The 14,875-nt window shown below is 55.5% G+C and carries 17 protein-coding genes; 9 read left to right on the forward strand and 8 right to left on the reverse strand.

The annotated features are described in order from the left end of the window. Nucleotides 1-411: 411 nt before the first annotated feature. Together Q0899_RS18015 and Q0899_RS18020 are read right to left on the reverse strand one after the other, a co-directional pair. Nucleotides 412-996: a LysE family transporter gene (locus Q0899_RS18015; protein ID WP_298359984.1), complete on the reverse strand. Its 585-nt coding sequence runs from the start codon at nucleotides 994-996 to the stop codon at nucleotides 412-414. Between the two features lie 266 nt (nucleotides 997-1,262). Beyond that, the gene (locus Q0899_RS18020) at nucleotides 1,263-1,616 is read right to left on the reverse strand and encodes an ADP-ribosylation/crystallin J1 (protein WP_298361667.1); all 354 of its coding nucleotides are present in this window, start codon (nucleotides 1,614-1,616) and stop codon (nucleotides 1,263-1,265) included. A gap of 417 nt (nucleotides 1,617-2,033) precedes the next feature. Here Q0899_RS18020 and Q0899_RS18025 point away from each other — a divergent pair, with 417 nt between their 5' ends. Then, nucleotides 2,034-2,387, forward strand: coding sequence for a hypothetical protein (locus Q0899_RS18025; RefSeq protein WP_298298749.1), 354 nt, complete (start codon nucleotides 2,034-2,036; stop codon nucleotides 2,385-2,387). Between the two features lie 70 nt (nucleotides 2,388-2,457). On the opposite strand, the gene Q0899_RS18030 is transcribed toward Q0899_RS18025, so the two are convergent. From Q0899_RS18030 to Q0899_RS18040, 3 genes are all read right to left on the reverse strand, one after another. After that, on the reverse strand, nucleotides 2,458-3,078 hold the full coding sequence (locus tag Q0899_RS18030) for an NAD(P)H-dependent oxidoreductase (protein ID WP_299194684.1): 621 nt from the start codon (nucleotides 3,076-3,078) through the stop codon (nucleotides 2,458-2,460). 144 nt (nucleotides 3,079-3,222) lie between these two features. After that, nucleotides 3,223-4,197 carry a hypothetical protein gene (locus Q0899_RS18035; protein WP_299194687.1) on the reverse strand — a complete coding sequence of 325 codons (975 nt, stop codon included), beginning with the start codon at nucleotides 4,195-4,197 and terminating at the stop codon, nucleotides 3,223-3,225. Between the two features lie 269 nt (nucleotides 4,198-4,466). Beyond that, on the reverse strand, nucleotides 4,467-5,258 hold the full coding sequence (locus Q0899_RS18040) for a crotonase/enoyl-CoA hydratase family protein (RefSeq protein ID WP_298359975.1): 792 nt from the start codon (nucleotides 5,256-5,258) through the stop codon (nucleotides 4,467-4,469). Between the two features lie 75 nt (nucleotides 5,259-5,333). Here Q0899_RS18040 and Q0899_RS18045 point away from each other — a divergent pair, with 75 nt between their 5' ends. Then, nucleotides 5,334-5,954, forward strand: a complete 621-nt coding sequence (locus Q0899_RS18045) for a TetR/AcrR family transcriptional regulator (RefSeq protein ID WP_299194695.1) — start codon at nucleotides 5,334-5,336, stop codon at nucleotides 5,952-5,954. 102 nt (nucleotides 5,955-6,056) lie between these two features. On the opposite strand, the gene Q0899_RS18050 is transcribed toward Q0899_RS18045, so the two are convergent. After that, nucleotides 6,057-6,434 (reverse strand): VOC family protein, encoded by a 378-nt coding sequence (locus tag Q0899_RS18050; protein WP_298298763.1) that lies wholly within the window; start codon nucleotides 6,432-6,434, stop codon nucleotides 6,057-6,059. 293 nt (nucleotides 6,435-6,727) lie between these two features. On the opposite strand from Q0899_RS18050, the gene Q0899_RS18055 reads away from it, so the two are divergent. Continuing rightward, entirely contained in the window at nucleotides 6,728-7,246 is a 519-nt protein-coding gene (locus Q0899_RS18055) for a redoxin domain-containing protein (protein ID WP_299194699.1), read from the forward strand. A 24-nt stretch (nucleotides 7,247-7,270) separates the two neighbouring features. Here the strand turns inward: Q0899_RS18055 and Q0899_RS18060 are convergent, their stop codons facing one another. After that, nucleotides 7,271-7,939: a GntR family transcriptional regulator gene (locus Q0899_RS18060; protein WP_298298769.1), complete on the reverse strand. Its 669-nt coding sequence runs from the start codon at nucleotides 7,937-7,939 to the stop codon at nucleotides 7,271-7,273. Nucleotides 7,940-8,258: 319 nt separating this feature from the next. Between Q0899_RS18060 and Q0899_RS18065 the strand changes: the two genes are divergently transcribed. The 5 genes from Q0899_RS18065 to Q0899_RS18085 all read left to right on the forward strand — a co-directional run bounded on the left by Q0899_RS18065 (nucleotide 8,259) and on the right by Q0899_RS18085 (nucleotide 12,474). Next, nucleotides 8,259-9,233 carry a TRAP transporter substrate-binding protein gene (locus tag Q0899_RS18065; protein WP_298299086.1) on the forward strand — a complete coding sequence of 325 codons (975 nt, stop codon included), beginning with the start codon at nucleotides 8,259-8,261 and terminating at the stop codon, nucleotides 9,231-9,233. A 74-nt stretch (nucleotides 9,234-9,307) separates the two neighbouring features. Beyond that, nucleotides 9,308-9,841: a TRAP transporter small permease gene (locus Q0899_RS18070; RefSeq protein ID WP_298298773.1), complete on the forward strand. Its 534-nt coding sequence runs from the start codon at nucleotides 9,308-9,310 to the stop codon at nucleotides 9,839-9,841. 3 nt (nucleotides 9,842-9,844) lie between these two features. Further along, nucleotides 9,845-11,131 (forward strand): TRAP transporter large permease, encoded by a 1,287-nt coding sequence (locus tag Q0899_RS18075; protein ID WP_298298776.1) that lies wholly within the window; start codon nucleotides 9,845-9,847, stop codon nucleotides 11,129-11,131. Between the two features lie 19 nt (nucleotides 11,132-11,150). Further along, nucleotides 11,151-11,576 (forward strand): heme-binding protein, encoded by a 426-nt coding sequence (locus tag Q0899_RS18080; protein ID WP_299194706.1) that lies wholly within the window; start codon nucleotides 11,151-11,153, stop codon nucleotides 11,574-11,576. Between the two features lie 19 nt (nucleotides 11,577-11,595). Next, on the forward strand, nucleotides 11,596-12,474 hold the full coding sequence (locus Q0899_RS18085) for an NAD(P)-dependent oxidoreductase (RefSeq protein WP_299194709.1): 879 nt from the start codon (nucleotides 11,596-11,598) through the stop codon (nucleotides 12,472-12,474). Between the two features lie 162 nt (nucleotides 12,475-12,636). Here the strand turns inward: Q0899_RS18085 and Q0899_RS18090 are convergent, their stop codons facing one another. Further along, nucleotides 12,637-13,647 (reverse strand): DJ-1/PfpI family protein, encoded by a 1,011-nt coding sequence (locus Q0899_RS18090; RefSeq protein ID WP_299194712.1) that lies wholly within the window; start codon nucleotides 13,645-13,647, stop codon nucleotides 12,637-12,639. Between the two features lie 158 nt (nucleotides 13,648-13,805). Between Q0899_RS18090 and Q0899_RS18095 the strand changes: the two genes are divergently transcribed. Next, nucleotides 13,806-14,807 (forward strand): GlxA family transcriptional regulator, encoded by a 1,002-nt coding sequence (locus Q0899_RS18095; protein WP_299194715.1) that lies wholly within the window; start codon nucleotides 13,806-13,808, stop codon nucleotides 14,805-14,807. Nucleotides 14,808-14,875: the final 68 nt, after the last annotated feature.

Genomic DNA, 14,875 nt, shown 5'->3' on the forward strand with positions numbered 1-14,875 from the left:
TTTTGCGGCCCCAACCCAAATTGTACAAAACAGCAGCGCACATTTCCTTGGGTAATCTGGCCGGCCAACACTTTTACGCACGTTGTTTTGGCGGCCCTTTGTCGTTAACCCAACCGAAATGGTTCGGGCTTTGCCGAAATATGGTGAACGACACGAGAGCCCCGCAAATTTTTTTGACGGCCTGTTCGGATCGCGACGCGGACCAAAGCAACCTTTTCGCCGCGGCTTCGCGACAGACTGCGATCAGTTTCGGGGGCTAAATCCGAGAAGCTTGCTTACGTCGCAAAGAGCGCAAACGGGATGCGCGCCCGATCTGCGGCCGTTGTCACAAGGTTATCGACGGCGACGCGAAAATGCGACGAAGTGGTGCGGCCATTCCATCCCGAAGCGTCTTCGCAAATTGCCGTATGCTTACCCCCGATCCGTAAGAAGCCGGAGGCCAGCTAGGCCAAAAAACGTGCCAAGTGCGCCTTGAATGACCCGGCGCGCCCGCCCGTAGATGCGAACCATTGTGGGGGTCGAGAACGCCAAAGCATAGAGGAGGTGAATCACCACGGACAGAATGAAGGTGCCACCGACAATCGCTCCTGCAACCCAAAGCGGCGCCCCCGGCGCAAGACCGAGCGAGATAATGGCGATCCAGGCCAGCGCCGCTTTCGGGTTGGTCATTTGGATAATGTACCCCCGCCTTGCATGGCCCCAGGTGGTGCGCCGACCGCCGGCCAGCTCATTTGCATCGATATCGTGCGCTGACGCCGCAGAACGAAACGACTTATAGGCAAGCCACAACAAGTAGAGACCGCCAAACACTTTGATTGCGAAAATGGCAGAAGCGTAGGTCGCAAGCAGGGCAGAAAGACCAATAGCGGTCAGCATGGCCCAAGTAAGCGTACCCGTCGCCACGCCCATTGCCAGCGCCATACCGCAGCGACGATTCACGGCCATCGAGGTCCCGATCACCGCGAGGACGTTCGGACCGGGGCTTGCGATAGCCATCAAAAATGCACCGTAAGACAGCACAATCCCAGCCAAGTACGGAGACATATTTTCCACGAATGAACCCTCGCTTTGAAATTGGAATGTTCACACTATGTTCCGGGCGGCATGTTTTCACAAGCGTTTGTTCTGTGGTCGGATGGCAGTCATTCACGAATTGTGCGGCATTGGGTACTTTTGGGCTCAAACCGGACATGCGTGGGTGCAGCGGCGCCCTTTGGTGTCCAGATGGAAGCTTTGCGGGACTTTGCTGCCGTTGAACATGTTCACCGAAATTCTTGAACGACCGTAATTTGACCAACGATAGCGTCATTGAAAGCAATCATCTCTTCTGCCGGTATCCAGTACTCCAAATGCGCACGACCGCCGGCCTCCTGTACGTCGTATGCGTCCAGATATGATTTGAGCACTTCAAAGCGAGTGACAAAGCCAGAACCGCTTGCTTTCACGTTCCAATCTCGAGCGATTTTGATCGCATATTCCTCAGTCAAGACGGGATAGAAAATCGGTTGTTCGGGCAGGCGCGGTGGAAATTCCCGCATGTTGGACTGCTCAATCAAGACAAGCTCTTCTGGTCCAATAGGTCGCCAGAGAGTTACGGTTTCAGGTTCTTTGCTCATTTCAAACGATAAGCATGGCAAGCTCTCAACTTCAAGCTACGGGGTACACTTTGGGCTCATAGCTGACATCTGACGGTTTTGGTTGGTTGGCCGCTGTCGGCCCGAAGCGAACATGAGCATTCAACACCCGGAACAGGAAGCGGTCATTCTCGGTATCACCAAATTTGGTGACGCGCAGGCGCGCGCGACCTTCTAGGCTCTTGAGCGTACTGCCGATGTTGCGATGCGCTGGAGGGAGCAAAGTTCTTATATGAGCCGAGTTTGGGCCGAGTGCTTTCAACCAAGCCGATGGCGAGTTGCGGGCAGGGTCAGTTGGGCGACTGCGGGAAGACTTTGCACGCCATTTGAGAGAAGCCGAAGGCGGCACGCGCGATGTGGGCATCGAATACCAAGTTTCAAATCAAGGAGGAAAACGGAATGAAACTGAGACTGTTTAGTGCAGCACTTGGGCTGGCGCTTTTGGCGGGATGCGCAAGCTATGAATCATTTAAGCGATTTTCCAGCAACTACACCTACGAGGGCAAGACCTACGCCGTGTACACGGCCACCAAAACCGTAGGAGGACGAACAGGAACGGTCTTTCTTTTGGGCGAAGAGATCGGGCCCGATGGCAAACCGGTGAAAACCGCAAGGGTCCTGACCGATGCCCGCGATGCCTTCGTTGAATGCACCAGCCCTTCAATCCGCACCTGCGAGGAAACCTTTGGCGCAGTTCTGCTTCGGTTCGCGAGCGGAATGCCTGCGCGCGACGAAGGAGGCATGGGTTACTAGGCCCGCCCGCAGCCTACCCGGTTTGGAGCCTACGCGTGCCCGCCAAATGGCCGCTTTGCGGAGATTGCGGTCATTCAACGTTCTGCCCGAAACTTGCGTGACAGCGCGTTTGCGTGTCTTCCAACCACTTCTTTCGGACTTCAGGCGAGCTTCCATTCACCGGACGGAAAATCAGTCGTTTGTAGTGCTCTACGCCGCAGTTGGGCAAAACGCACCGACCCCAAATCAATTCAAGTGGATCGCCAAGATCATTGGCCTCTCGTTCGGCGTCCGTGTCTGATGTATTGACGATTAGTGCATGCTTCATCGCCAGCAACCCTTCGGGCAATCCGTCGGCGGTTTCCAAGCGGTAGGCAACCCCGGGAACCAGGATGCGGTCCATCCATCCAGCCAAAATCGCGGGTGGCTTGCCCCACCAGTTGGGATGCACAACGAGCAATCCTTGGGCTTTTCCAACACCTTCACGATGTCGTTTCAGCACTGGATCAGCGGCGCGCGCAAGTGTCGCTTCAAACGTATCGCCGATGGTGTAGGCCTCGTCCGGTGTAAGGCACGGGTCAAAACCTTCGGCATAGAGATCATGATGTTCGACAGTATGGCCTGCGGTTGCCAAAGCCGATTGCGCCGCATCAGAAATTGCATGGCAAAAGCTGTTCGAGCGCGGATGAGCAACGATAGAAAAGATGTGCATAGAAGGGTTCCTTTGTAAGCGATTGCGCCGCGAACAAGTGAGAAACACTCTCGGTTGCACGTCCAAGTGTCAGAGGTTCGAGACTACCACGCGAGGAATTCCTGGCAACTCGAGCAAGTAGCTTTGTGCGGCAATCAGCCCTTGCTATTCGTCCGAGGCTTCGCTGCCAAACAAGCGATACCAGCGTGTACCGTCGAAAATCGCGGCGTCCTGATAGCCGCAGACCAAAAACCAGCCATGCCCGGATGCGAGATGCGTATGAAAAACAGGGCGGTTTTTGTCCTGCGGGAAAGCGCGCGGGTGCCACCCGACATCGCCCAGCTCGACAGTGCTGGTTGCATTGAGCCCCCAAAGCGCGCCGTTGAACCATGCAATCTTTTTGGGCGCATGTGGGCCGGCATGTTTGGCCTCAACCACGGGGGCCCAACCGGATGTCGCGTCGCCTACCACAAGATCGCCATCACGGCCTGCAATGAAGACGCGGCCATCCGGGGCTTGCGCCATGCCAATGGGATGAAACGGAGCGAACATGTCGCGGTTCATCACAGCGTCAGGCATCACTTGTTTGATCAGGTTCTGGCCATCCCATAGATGCACCCCCTTGGGACCCGCGAGGTAAATGAGGTCTTGAGATTGGCCAACCATGTACCAAAAGCGGGGGTTGTCGAGGCTATGACCCAACCGGTGCAACGTTTCCCATGCACCGGTTTCCGTGCGCCTGCTCAGGCGCGCATCACCGCCGCCGGAATAGTACGCGCCATCAATGTAGGCCAGCGCCCTCGTTGAACCGCGCGCGCCGAAGATGTTGTCGGGCTCAAGGCCGCTTTCGCCTTTCGCATAGCCAAACTTCGCCACATGGCCCGCACCGCTGACAAAAAGCGCTTCTTTTGCGGCGCCTGCGATTTGGCCGCCAACAACTTTGGGCGAGTCGAAGGGGGAATAGGTCATATACCCCCACTCGCCCGTGGTCATGTTGAAACTCAACAACCGCCCGGGTGTGATTTGGTTTTCCGCCTCGGGATGGTCGGGGCTGACGCTACAGGCAAAGGCAAGCGTTTCGAAATCCACAATGGCCGCGTCTTGTATCCAGAAACCCACCATTTGCTTTGGCATGCTCATGATCAAGTCCTTTGTTTGCCGTTTGAGGCCGCTTTGAAGGCTTCTCATTTTCTGCGGGATCGTGAAACCAAGAGATAACATCTCTTTCATCGTCATCGCTGGGGACAATACCTTATCTGCGCTTCCGCAAAAGCTGCCAATCAATCGGAGTGCAGCACCCGTTGAAGAGGGCTCAAACCGGTCGTGCGGCAGTGCAGCGGCGCTCTTTGGTGTCCAGATGTGAGCTACGCGGGACAAAGCAGCCGCGAGAGAGAGGAGACAAGGCCTGTCTACGAGCCCGAGTAGTTAGGTATCCGACGTGCGATCCAGGCGTCCAAACCTTCGTTGATGTCTTTCGTGCCAGCCATTCGACCGAATTGCTCAGCTTCTATCTCAAGGCCCTCCGTGATGGATGCATTAATGCCCCGCGTCACGGATGTAATGATGCGCGCCGCCGCAAGGGGAGAATGACGCAGGATACGTTCGGCCAACTCGAATGTAGCAGGCATCAGGCGGTCGTGCGGGACGACCCGATTTACCAGGCCGAGCTCATAGGCGCGATCCGGGCTAAACTCGTCGCCGGTCAGCAGAAGCTCCAGCGCCCTTTTCCTTCCTGCCAATCTCGGGAGTCGCTGCGTTCCGCCGAAGGTAGGCGGAATGCCGATGTTGATTTCCGGCTTGGAGAACCTCGCCTTGTCCGAAGTGACGGCGAGGTGGACAGCTTCCGTGATTTCGCAGCCACCACCGAAGGCGATCCCGTTGACTGCGGCGATGATTGGCTTGGTGAACGCCTCCAGTCGTCTTGTCACGGCCTGGCCACGACGCACGAACGCCTTGATGGCGACATCAGGGCCCATTTTCACAGTTTCCGAGAATTCATGAATATCACCACCGGCTGAAAACGCGCGGTCGCCAGCACCGGTCAGGATAACCAGGCGCAACCTGGGATCGTCTTCAATCTGATCCAACAACGAGAGAATTCGGTCATTTGCTTCGTAATTCAGCGCGTTCAGTTTCTCGGGCCGGTTCAGAGTGAGAACTGCAATAGCGCCCTCTCGCTTCATCAATACTGTAGTGCTCATCAGTGTCGCTCCATACTTGTATTGACCGGAGCATCTGAGGCGTTCAGGTTTATGTAAACTCACTGGGCGGTATACATGGCGAAACCCTCGACCGAAACCACACAAGAAAAGATCCTGACGGCTGCAAATAAGTTGTTCTATGCGGAAGGTATCCGCGCCGTGAGCGTAGACGCCATTGCAGAAAAAGCTGGGCTGACGAAGCGGACGCTTTATTACCACTTCAAAAGCAAGGACGACCTGATCAAGGGCTATCTTGTTTCGCGGGATCAGCCCAACCTCCTGGCCTTCGCCAATTGGTACAATGAGGCAGAGGGATCAGCCGCTGATCGGACGGCGGCTATTTTTCGACATGTCGCGCAGAACGCCCGGCACCCAAAATGGAAAGGATGCGGATTTCTGCGGACCGTGGCGGAATTGGCCAATATGCCGGGCCATCCTGCCGTGGCTGTTGGCGCGGCACACAAGAAAAAATTCGAGGCCTGGCTGTCGGAGCGCTATGCAGATGCAGGAATTGAGGAGGCCAGTGCGGTTGCGAGATCAGTTGCGTTGCTGATGGATGGAGCATTTTCCGCAATGCTCACCTTTCGCGATCCACAATATGCCGACGACGCTGGAAAGGCAGCATCGTCCCTCGTCGCATTGGCGAGTACGGAGCCCAAGAACAGCCAAGACGTGCACCGCAGCGCCGGTCACTAATGGCTCAAACCGGTCGTGCGGCAGTGCAGGCGTTCTTTGGTGTCCGGATGTGAGCTACGCGAGACAAAGCTGGCGTTCGCACGCAGTGTTTGCGGCCGCTCGTCAGGCGATAGTTTGACCGAAGGTCAGTTTGTTGCCGTCCGGGTCTCTGAAGCCAATCTCCCGCATTCCCCAAGTCTGATTTACCGGCGTCTTGCCGCCGTCTGGTACGGAAAGCTTTATCCCGTTCTCGACAAACCGCTCACACAGTTCATCAACGTTTTCGACCCGGACATAAATGGAGGCGCCGAACGCACCGTCTTCTCTACGGTGGCTGCTCAGATGGAGGATATCGCCGTCTCGTGAAACCGCCGCATATCGCGAACCGAACTGCTGCGGATCAGGGTCGGGGGCCACCACCAATTCAAAGTCCAAAACTTTAGTATAGAACTCCACAGAAACGGCGACATCCCGGCAGTCCAAAAACGGTTCTATCGGCACCTAGTCGATCCTTTTTGATTCTGTTGGGCCACAGAATACACGATTTTTTGGTCTCAAGAGATCTCTGTGTCCAGGTGGCAGATGTGCGGGACTTTCCTGACTTTGGCCGCGTTCGCGCCAATGACCGCTTAAAGCACTTCGTGATGGGCGCAAAAAATATTTGTGGAGTGAAGCGCGCGTAATGGGATCAATCATTTCCAGCGATTAACTTCCAATTTGGGCGTTCGCGTGAGAAAGACGTGAAGAAGCGAACGCGCCTGAACGGCGGCTCGAGACACTCAATGGGGATTTTGATGACTGCAGCTAAACCTATTGCCGGCGCGAAAGTTGAAGAAATGAGTTTCGCGGTTGTTGGGAGTTCTGAGCGTCTCTCGATTGGTCAGCCAAAGGATCGTTGGACAATGCTGTTTGTTTATCGTGGCAAACATTGTCCGCGGTGCAAGCGTTTCCTGAACAAGCTGAACGATGCGCTGCCTGCGTGGAAGGACGTTCTGGATGTTGTCGTTGCGTCGGCAGACTCCAAAGAAAAAGCGGTGACGGATCAGGAAGAATTCGGTTGGGATTTTGATCTTTGTTATGGGATGACAGAAACACAGATGCGGTCGCTTGGTCTGTATGTCTCAACCCCACTTTCCGACGCGGAAACCACAGGCCTGTTTGCAGAGCCAGGTGCATTCGGCATCCGACCCGATGGAACATTAATGCTGGTTGATATCTCAAACGGGCCCGCTGCGCGGCCAGATCTCGACGAGCTCTTGGATGGTATGAAGTTCAATATCGACAATAACCGTCCAGAGCGTGGAACAGCCTAAGCGCTACTGTTTCCTGCGAAACATCTATTCAAAATATTTGGGGTGCGTCTTGTGGACGAAGTCAATTGTCTCATCAAGGCGAGAGAGGTGTTTTCTGATTGAATCCTGCGCTTGCTTCAGGTTGCCGGACGCCATCCCTTTGGCGATGTCACGGTGATCCGCCAGGATCGACTCGGCTTCACTGTCTTTTTCGAGACTAAGCAGACAAAGCCGGTCGACCTTTTGCTTGCACTCCAACATCACTTCGAATGCCAGAGGATTGCCACCAAGGACGTAGATCAACTTGTGAAAGTCATAGTCTAGCGCGTGGAAAGCCGGCAAATCGCCATCGCGTAGGGCCTTCTCTTGCAGCGCAAGGTTCTCAGCCAGTTGCTCTTCGCGCGATGCATCCCAAATCTTGACCGCCCGGTATACGACCTCCAGCTCAACCGCCATCCGAACCAACCTTGCAAGCGCCACCCGCTCCATCGAAAAGCCGCGTACTTCGGTGGCTTTTTGCGGGCGGATGACAAGGAGGTCTTCGTTGCCAAGTTTGGTGAAAGCGTTGCGGACCGGTTGACGAGAAACGCCAAAACGGCGGGCGACTTCTGTCTCCGAAAGCTTTGTCCCGGGCAGAATTTCGAGCGAAACGATCTCGTCGTGCAGCTTTTCGTAGACAGCATCTGAGGTCGTTCGTCTTGTAAGGTCTTCCACGTTCTGATGCCTTTGCTCTCTCACAGGGAGCGGGAATTCCGCGCCATAACTACTGTTAACGTGTTGAAGTCATAACTGATTTTCATTCAGACTCAACTGTTACAAACTCCGGTTATCTTGCGGATCATCAAAGGGCCTGGCAGTTGGCCTGTCAAGGAAACAGGGATCCTAGTACCCTGCTGTTGACATAACTTGGATACTAGTCTCCTTATTGAGGCAGCAGTGATTCCGGCTCTGGGAGGACGTTGACGCTTGTTGCTCGCACCGTCCTTCAAATTTGCCGTCCAGATCCTGCCCAAAACAATCGGGAGGAGACCCCATGACTTTCACGAAATCACTTTTTGCGGCTGCAACCGCCGTCGCTCTTGTTGCCACTTCGGCGTCCGCTGACAGCTGGCGCGCCTGGAACATCCACAACGACGGCCACCCAAACACGGCCGCCATGGACAAGTTTGCTGAGCTGGTGGATACGGCCACCGGCGGCGAAATCACGGTCGATGTCTTCCACGGCGGGGTGCTTGGCTCACAGCCAGACGCTTTGGAGCAAGTGCGCATCGGTGCCATCGAAATCGGCAATTTCAATCTTGGGCCCATCGGTCCAATGGTGAAAGAAGCCAATCTTGTATCGCTGCCTTTCATCTTCAAAAGCATTCCACACATGTTCCGCGTTCTTGACGGTGAAGCGGGCGACATCATGGGTGCCGCGATGGGTGAAGCCGGTGTTCTGCCGCTTGCTTGGTTTGATGCCGGTGCACGGTCTTTCTACGCCCAAAAGGCAATCAATACCCCGGCTGACGTAGAAGGTCTGAAGATCCGCGTGATGAACAACGACCTTTACACTGCGATGATTTCCGAGATGGGCGGCAACCCGTCCCCGATGGCCTTCTCTGAAGTCCAGCAGGCATTGAAGACAGGTGTTGTTGACGGCGCGGAAAACAACTTCCCCTCGTTCAAAAACGTTGGCCACTACGAAGTGACAACACACTATTCATTGTCCGAGCACCTGATCATTCCAGAGTGCATTTGCGTGAACACCGCAAAGTTCAACGCGCTGTCTGCAGAAATGCAAGAAGCCGTTCGCGGCGCTGCTGAAGAAGCTGCCTTGTTTCAACGTGAGCAGTGGGCAATTGGCTCCGAACAGGCGCGCAAGGACGTCGAAGCGGCTGGCATCAAGGTGAACGAGATCGCTGACAAGGGACCGTTCCAGTCCGCAATGGACAAGGTCTATTCTGACTATCTGGCTGCCAATCCGGACATGACGAAACTCGTCGAGATCGCCCGCGCGACCGAATAAGGTAACGTCATAAACGAGCAATGAGCGCCCGGCTCCACCACTGGATGCCGGGCGTTTTTCTTCAGAGGGGCCTCATGCAACAACCAGAAACACGACCCGCATTCTTGCGGTACATGGACGCGCTGCTCGACCTGCTGGCGCGGATCTGCGTCTTGCTGGCAGGGGTCGCGATTGTGGTCATGACTGCGATTTTTGCTTGGCTGGTGTTTGGCAGATACGTCCTGAACGACACGCCAACCTGGGTCGAGCAGGTCTCGTTGCTGTTGGTTATGGTCATCGCCTTTCTGGGCGCAGCAGCCGGCGTTCACAATCACACGCATCTGTCCGTTGTGGTGTTCCGCAACATTGTTCCCCCCAGGGTGCGCACGGTCTTTGTCGTGATCTCTGACCTCCTGCTGGCGGGCTTTGGAGGCATGATGTTTTGGTACGGGATTGAGTTGACCAAATTCAAATGGAACGCGCTGATCCCGCTTATCCAATGGTCAGAGGGCCTGCGCTCGCTGCCTATGACGATCAGCGGCGTTTTGGTGTTCCTCTTTGCCACCGGCCACCTTATCCGCCTGTTTTTCGGGCACGATCAGCGCCAAGACAACATAGATCAGGGTTAGCACATGGGACTAATGGTTCTTCTCGGGCTTTTCGCTCTTTGCGTCATCATCGGCACGCCTGTGGCTTATGCGCTGGGGATCGCGGCACTTGGGGCCTTTGCCTATGAGGGCCTCCCATTGTTTGTCGGATTTCAGCGGATCGTATCGGGCATCAACGTGTTTTCCCTGATGGCCATTCCGTTCTTCATCTTTGCCGGGGAATTGATGTTTCACGGCGGCATTGCCATTCGGCTGGTGCGGTTTGCTCAGGCCGCTGTGGGCGCCGTGCGTGGCGGCCTTGGCATCGTCAATGTGTTTTCCTCCATGCTGTTTGGTGGCATTTCCGGATCGGCCATTGCTGATATCTCCGCGCTCGGGTCGATCTTGATCCCGGTGATGAAGGACAAGGGTTATGACGCGGACTATGCCGTTAACGTGACAGTGACGTCCTCAATTGCCGGTATCATCATCCCGCCCAGCCACAACATGATCATTTTCGCGCTGGCCACTGGTGGCGCTGTTTCGATCTCGAAACTGTTCCTCGCAGGTGTTGTTCCCGGTGTGCTGATGTGCTGCTGCCTGGCGATCGCGGCCTACGTTGTCGCCGTGAAACGCGGCTACCAAGCAGAGCAATTCCCCGGATGGACCGCCCTCGCCATTGCCTTTGTCGGTTCGATCCCAGGACTGTTGACGGCCGTTATTATCGTGGGCGGTGTCCTTTCGGGAGTGTTCACAGTAACAGAATCTGGTGCGTTTGGGGCGATGTATGCCTTTATCGTTACGCTCGTGGTCTATCGCAGCCTGTCTTGGGAGGCGTTCAAAACAGCTGTGATTTCTTCGGTACGCACAACGTCGATGGTCATGATCCTGATCGCCTGCGCAGGTGCATTTGCCTATATGCTGACTTTCAATCGCGTGCCGACGAAAACGGTCGAGTTCCTGCTTGGCATAACAGAAAACCCAATCCTGATCCTGCTGATGATCAATGCGGTGTTGCTGCTGTTGGGAATGATCATGGACATGGCGGCGCTGATCCTGATCTGCACACCGATCTTCCTGCCGGTGATGAACATGCTGGGCATTGACCCGCTGCAGTTTGGCATGATCCTTTTGGTAAATTTGGGGTTGGGCCTGTGCACGCCGCCCGTCGGGACATGCCTGTTTGTGGGATGTGCGGTGGGCAAACTGCCGATGGAGAAAGCAGTCAGAACCATCTGGCCGTTCTATTTGGCGATATTTGCAGCCCTCATGTTGATAACCTTTGTGCCCGCGATTTCGTTGACACTGCCAAATCTGATCATCGGCCCATGATGCGCAGAAAGCTATCGCCATGCTGAGCATCCGACGGTTGGACATCAGCGACGCCACGACCCTGATCGCAGGCGCGCGCGCAAAGGCCCAAGACATCGGCGTGCCCATGTGCATCGCTGTCACGGATGAAAGCGGTAACCTGATTGCATTTGAGCGCATGGATGGGGCCAAGATCACAAGCATAAATCTGGCCGTCGACAAGGCCTACACAGCAACCGGGATCCAGAAAAGCACGCGTGCCTTGGGCGAGGTCAATCAACCTGGGATGCCTGCGCACGGGATCGCCTCCGCTTTGGGGGGGCGAATGGTTGCGGTCGGTGGCGGCGTGCCGGTGCTGAGCGGCAAAGATGTGGTGGGAGGCGTTGGCGTCAGTTCCGGCTCGCCCGCGCAAGACCACGAAGTCGCGCAAGCCGGGGCCGCGGCTTTTTGCGAGACCCCATCGTGAGGAATTCTAGGAGAGAGATATGAAACATCCCGTTATTGGTTTTATCGGTCTTGGTTTGATGGGCGGCAATATGGCTGAGTGTCTGCAAGACAATGGCTATGACCTGGTGGTCATGGGCCGTAACAAGCAAGCGGTCGCAGCCGCGACGGCGCGCGGCGCCAAAGAGGTTTCCTCAGCCAAAGAGCTGGCTGAAGCCAGTGACATCGTAATGCTCTGCGTGACCACCTCCGAGGTGGTGGAGAGCTTGATCTATGGCGATGACGGGATTTTGGCGGGAATCCGAGAGGGGGCCATAGTAATTGATTTCGGCACATCGATCCCTGAATCCACTCGCAAGATTGGCGCAGATCTGGCCACCAAGGGCGCTGGCATGATCGACGCGCCTTTGGGACGCACACCGGCGCACGCCAAAGACGGTTTGCTCAATATCATGGCCTCGGGCGACGAAAATATCTTTGAAGAGGTCAAGCCGGTGCTGGAGGTGCTGGGTGAAAACGTGTTCTACCTCGGTGCCCTTGGGGCGGGGCATGTGACCAAGCTGATCAACAATTTCATGGGCATGACAACGGTCTGCACCATGAGCCAGGCTTTTGCCGTGGCAGAGCGCGCCGGCGTTGATGGGCAACAGCTGTTTGACATCATGTCGGCCGGTCCTTCCAACTCTCCATTCATGCAGTTTTGCAAGAAATACGCGGTGGACGGTGTCAGCGACCTGGGTTTTTCCATCGCAAATGCCAGCAAGGACATCGGCTATTTTGTCGAGATGATGCAGCATATGGACATGCGCGCTGAAATTGCAGAAGGCACTGCGTCCAACCTGCGGGCTGCTTTGGATGCCGGCATGGGCGACGGGAACGTGCCAGAGATATTTGATCTATTCTTGAAGAAACACGCCTAGCGACCCCGCGTTCAACTGATGCTGCGGTCGCAGCCCGCATTGCCGACATTCGGTGAACCGGCACGGTTTCATTATGGGCAAGGTCCCAATCGCGGGACAAAATTGCCGTTGAAATTCGCGAAGCTCATGGTTGTCTTGGGATGGTGTCTCAACCTTAGTTCTTCATCCAGCCCAGGCATACTCCAACTGCAACGCCACTAATTTCGCAGTTTGCAGTCCGTACCGGCGTGAAATTTGTTGTAGCGCAAACGCCAGGGCATCTGCTGGCAAACCGTCGAAAGCAGGAACTTTTTTCAATTCAGATCCCTTGCTGAACGGGAGGTCAGGCACAATTCGTAAGCCACCAAAAGACGTAACCACATCTGAACCCATATCGGCAAAAGTTGATATCGAAGATCGATAGGTGCGCGACCAGGCATCTGCGATAAATGCCAATTCCAGCTCGTCTGTTTCGCCATCAATCCGGAGGCCAAACTGCTCGTGCCCAGAGATAAAATTGGACGCTAGACGTAGAACGTTTTGTGCCTTGAGTTGGAAGCCTGCGCTGTTGTGCTCTTGCCCAAAACCCCCAAGCCCCAGCTTGGCTGCCGCTTGTTCCGCGCGAGGTCTGCCCAAGATCGCTTCGACCAGCGTCAGTGCGAACGGCAAGGACGCCGACACCCCGGTCGTGGTCGCCACCCCCCGATCCGCCAAGTACCGGTTGTTAAGTTGCAAAGTGGTTGTAGGGCTGATGCGGGTCAGCCTGTTTCTGTCATACCAATGTGTCGTTGCATGCCGGTTAGCCAGAAGGCCCGCATGCGCAAGCACCAGTGCGCCCGAGCATATGCCCGCAACAATTGCGCCGCCCTCGCTTTGCCGCTGCAACCAATCGGCAGCAACCCGGTTCTTTGGATTGTGAAACGCCGGGACAAGAACGTAATCCGCGCCTTCCTCATGCAATTCACCAAATTTTTCAATCGTCATGTCAGGTCGAATTTTCAATGCAGGCATCAATTTGGCGTCACCGGCCCGCGTACTGACAATTACGACGTCTGCGGCACCCGATCGCTTCAAAACACTCCAAGGCACGATCAAGTCTGTCGTTTCGCTCCCATAATTGTCGGCAAGAATCGCAACCAGCGGCCGTTTTCGTTTTGGCGGACGCAGCGCCTTGATGGTGTCAGATCTGGTCAAAATACTATCCCCAGATACGCGCCCTTTTGCCAAGTGAGGCTCATCCGACGTACACGACAATACAGATGCGACGCCGGCCATACCCGCACCCACCATGAATATGCGTCTGTTCATTTCTCGCCCTTTCCCGCGTTGCGGTCAGATGTTAGGAGACGGGCATGATTGGCGTAAATGACATAACATCCGCGAAACCGGCCAAACCGCGTCGAGTGGTCATTGTCGTTTATGACGGCGCGAATTCTTTGGATGTCGCTGGGCCGGGCAATGTCTTTACCCGCGCGAACGAATTGGTGCCCCGCTCATACGACCTCGTTTATGCCGGTGTCGGAGAGCAACCGGTGCACGCGGAATGCGGGCTGCAGATTTCCGGCCTGACCCCGCTCGAAAACATTTGCGATCAGATAGATACGATAATTGTGTCGGGTGGATCGCAAGACGGTCTGATTGGCCTGAGCCACGCCGGGACTTTGATACAATGGCTGCAAGACCGAAGACCTACGACACGGCGCATCGGGAGCATTTGCACCGGAGCGTTCGTTCTTGCCGCGTCCGGTCTGATAGATGGCAGGCGCGCGGTGTCCCATTGGGCGTCTTGTGATCTCTTGAAGACGCTATTCCCAAAGGTCGCGATTGAGCCTGATGCGTTGTTCATCAATGACAACGATGTCTTTTCTAGCGCCGGGGTTGCTGCAGGAATTGATCTTGCACTGGCATTGGTCGAAGATGATCTGGGGCACGATATCGCGTTGCAGGTCGCAAAATCACTTGTGCTATTTCTCAGGCGCTCTGGCGGGCAATCACAGTTCAGCAATACGCTGAAAGCGCAGCAGGCTGATGGCGGACCCTTTGCCAAATTACTGGTCTGGATTGCCGAAAATCTGACCCACGACCTATCAAACTCAAAGCTCGCCGAGCGAACAAACATGTCTGAGCGGACGTTTTCTCGAAGGTTCCGCGAGAGCCTTGGCTGCACGCCAGCAACCTATGTGCGATCCGTCCGAGTCGAGGCGGCCAAACATCTTTTGACCAGTACAGAGTTGTCATCGAAAACGATCGCGTTTCAGGCCGGGTTCAGGTCGTTGGATGCATTTGAGGCTGCCATCAAAAACGCCGTCGGCAAATCTCCATTGGCATTTCGGGAGGTTTTCGGAAAGCGCTGACCGGGCCGAACTTGGACATATAAGCAGCAGTTGCACTGCAATGCGGCAGCGGTCGGCAAAGGCTCAAA

The sequence above is a fragment of the uncultured Litoreibacter sp. genome, assembly GCF_947501785.1.
Taxonomy (GTDB): domain Bacteria; phylum Pseudomonadota; class Alphaproteobacteria; order Rhodobacterales; family Rhodobacteraceae; genus Litoreibacter.

Excerpts from the sequence above, each read along its gene's own strand:
- Q0899_RS18015 (WP_298359984.1), bottom strand. The coding sequence starts at position 996 with ATGGCTATCGCAAGCCCCGGTCCGAACGTCCTCGCGGTGATCGGGACC.
- Q0899_RS18020 (WP_298361667.1), bottom strand. The coding sequence starts at position 1,616 with ATGAGCAAAGAACCTGAAACCGTAACTCTCTGGCGACCTATTGGACCA.
- Q0899_RS18025 (WP_298298749.1), top strand. The coding sequence starts at position 2,034 with ATGAAACTGAGACTGTTTAGTGCAGCACTTGGGCTGGCGCTTTTGGCG.
- Q0899_RS18030 (WP_299194684.1), bottom strand. The coding sequence starts at position 3,078 with ATGCACATCTTTTCTATCGTTGCTCATCCGCGCTCGAACAGCTTTTGC.
- Q0899_RS18035 (WP_299194687.1), bottom strand. The coding sequence starts at position 4,197 with ATGAGCATGCCAAAGCAAATGGTGGGTTTCTGGATACAAGACGCGGCC.
- Q0899_RS18040 (WP_298359975.1), bottom strand. The coding sequence starts at position 5,258 with ATGAGCACTACAGTATTGATGAAGCGAGAGGGCGCTATTGCAGTTCTC.
- Q0899_RS18045 (WP_299194695.1), top strand. The coding sequence starts at position 5,334 with ATGGCGAAACCCTCGACCGAAACCACACAAGAAAAGATCCTGACGGCT.
- Q0899_RS18055 (WP_299194699.1), top strand. The coding sequence starts at position 6,728 with ATGACTGCAGCTAAACCTATTGCCGGCGCGAAAGTTGAAGAAATGAGT.
- Q0899_RS18065 (WP_298299086.1), top strand. The coding sequence starts at position 8,259 with ATGACTTTCACGAAATCACTTTTTGCGGCTGCAACCGCCGTCGCTCTT.
- Q0899_RS18070 (WP_298298773.1), top strand. The coding sequence starts at position 9,308 with ATGCAACAACCAGAAACACGACCCGCATTCTTGCGGTACATGGACGCG.
- Q0899_RS18075 (WP_298298776.1), top strand. The coding sequence starts at position 9,845 with ATGGGACTAATGGTTCTTCTCGGGCTTTTCGCTCTTTGCGTCATCATC.
- Q0899_RS18080 (WP_299194706.1), top strand. The coding sequence starts at position 11,151 with ATGCTGAGCATCCGACGGTTGGACATCAGCGACGCCACGACCCTGATC.
- Q0899_RS18085 (WP_299194709.1), top strand. The coding sequence starts at position 11,596 with ATGAAACATCCCGTTATTGGTTTTATCGGTCTTGGTTTGATGGGCGGC.
- Q0899_RS18095 (WP_299194715.1), top strand. The coding sequence starts at position 13,806 with ATGATTGGCGTAAATGACATAACATCCGCGAAACCGGCCAAACCGCGT.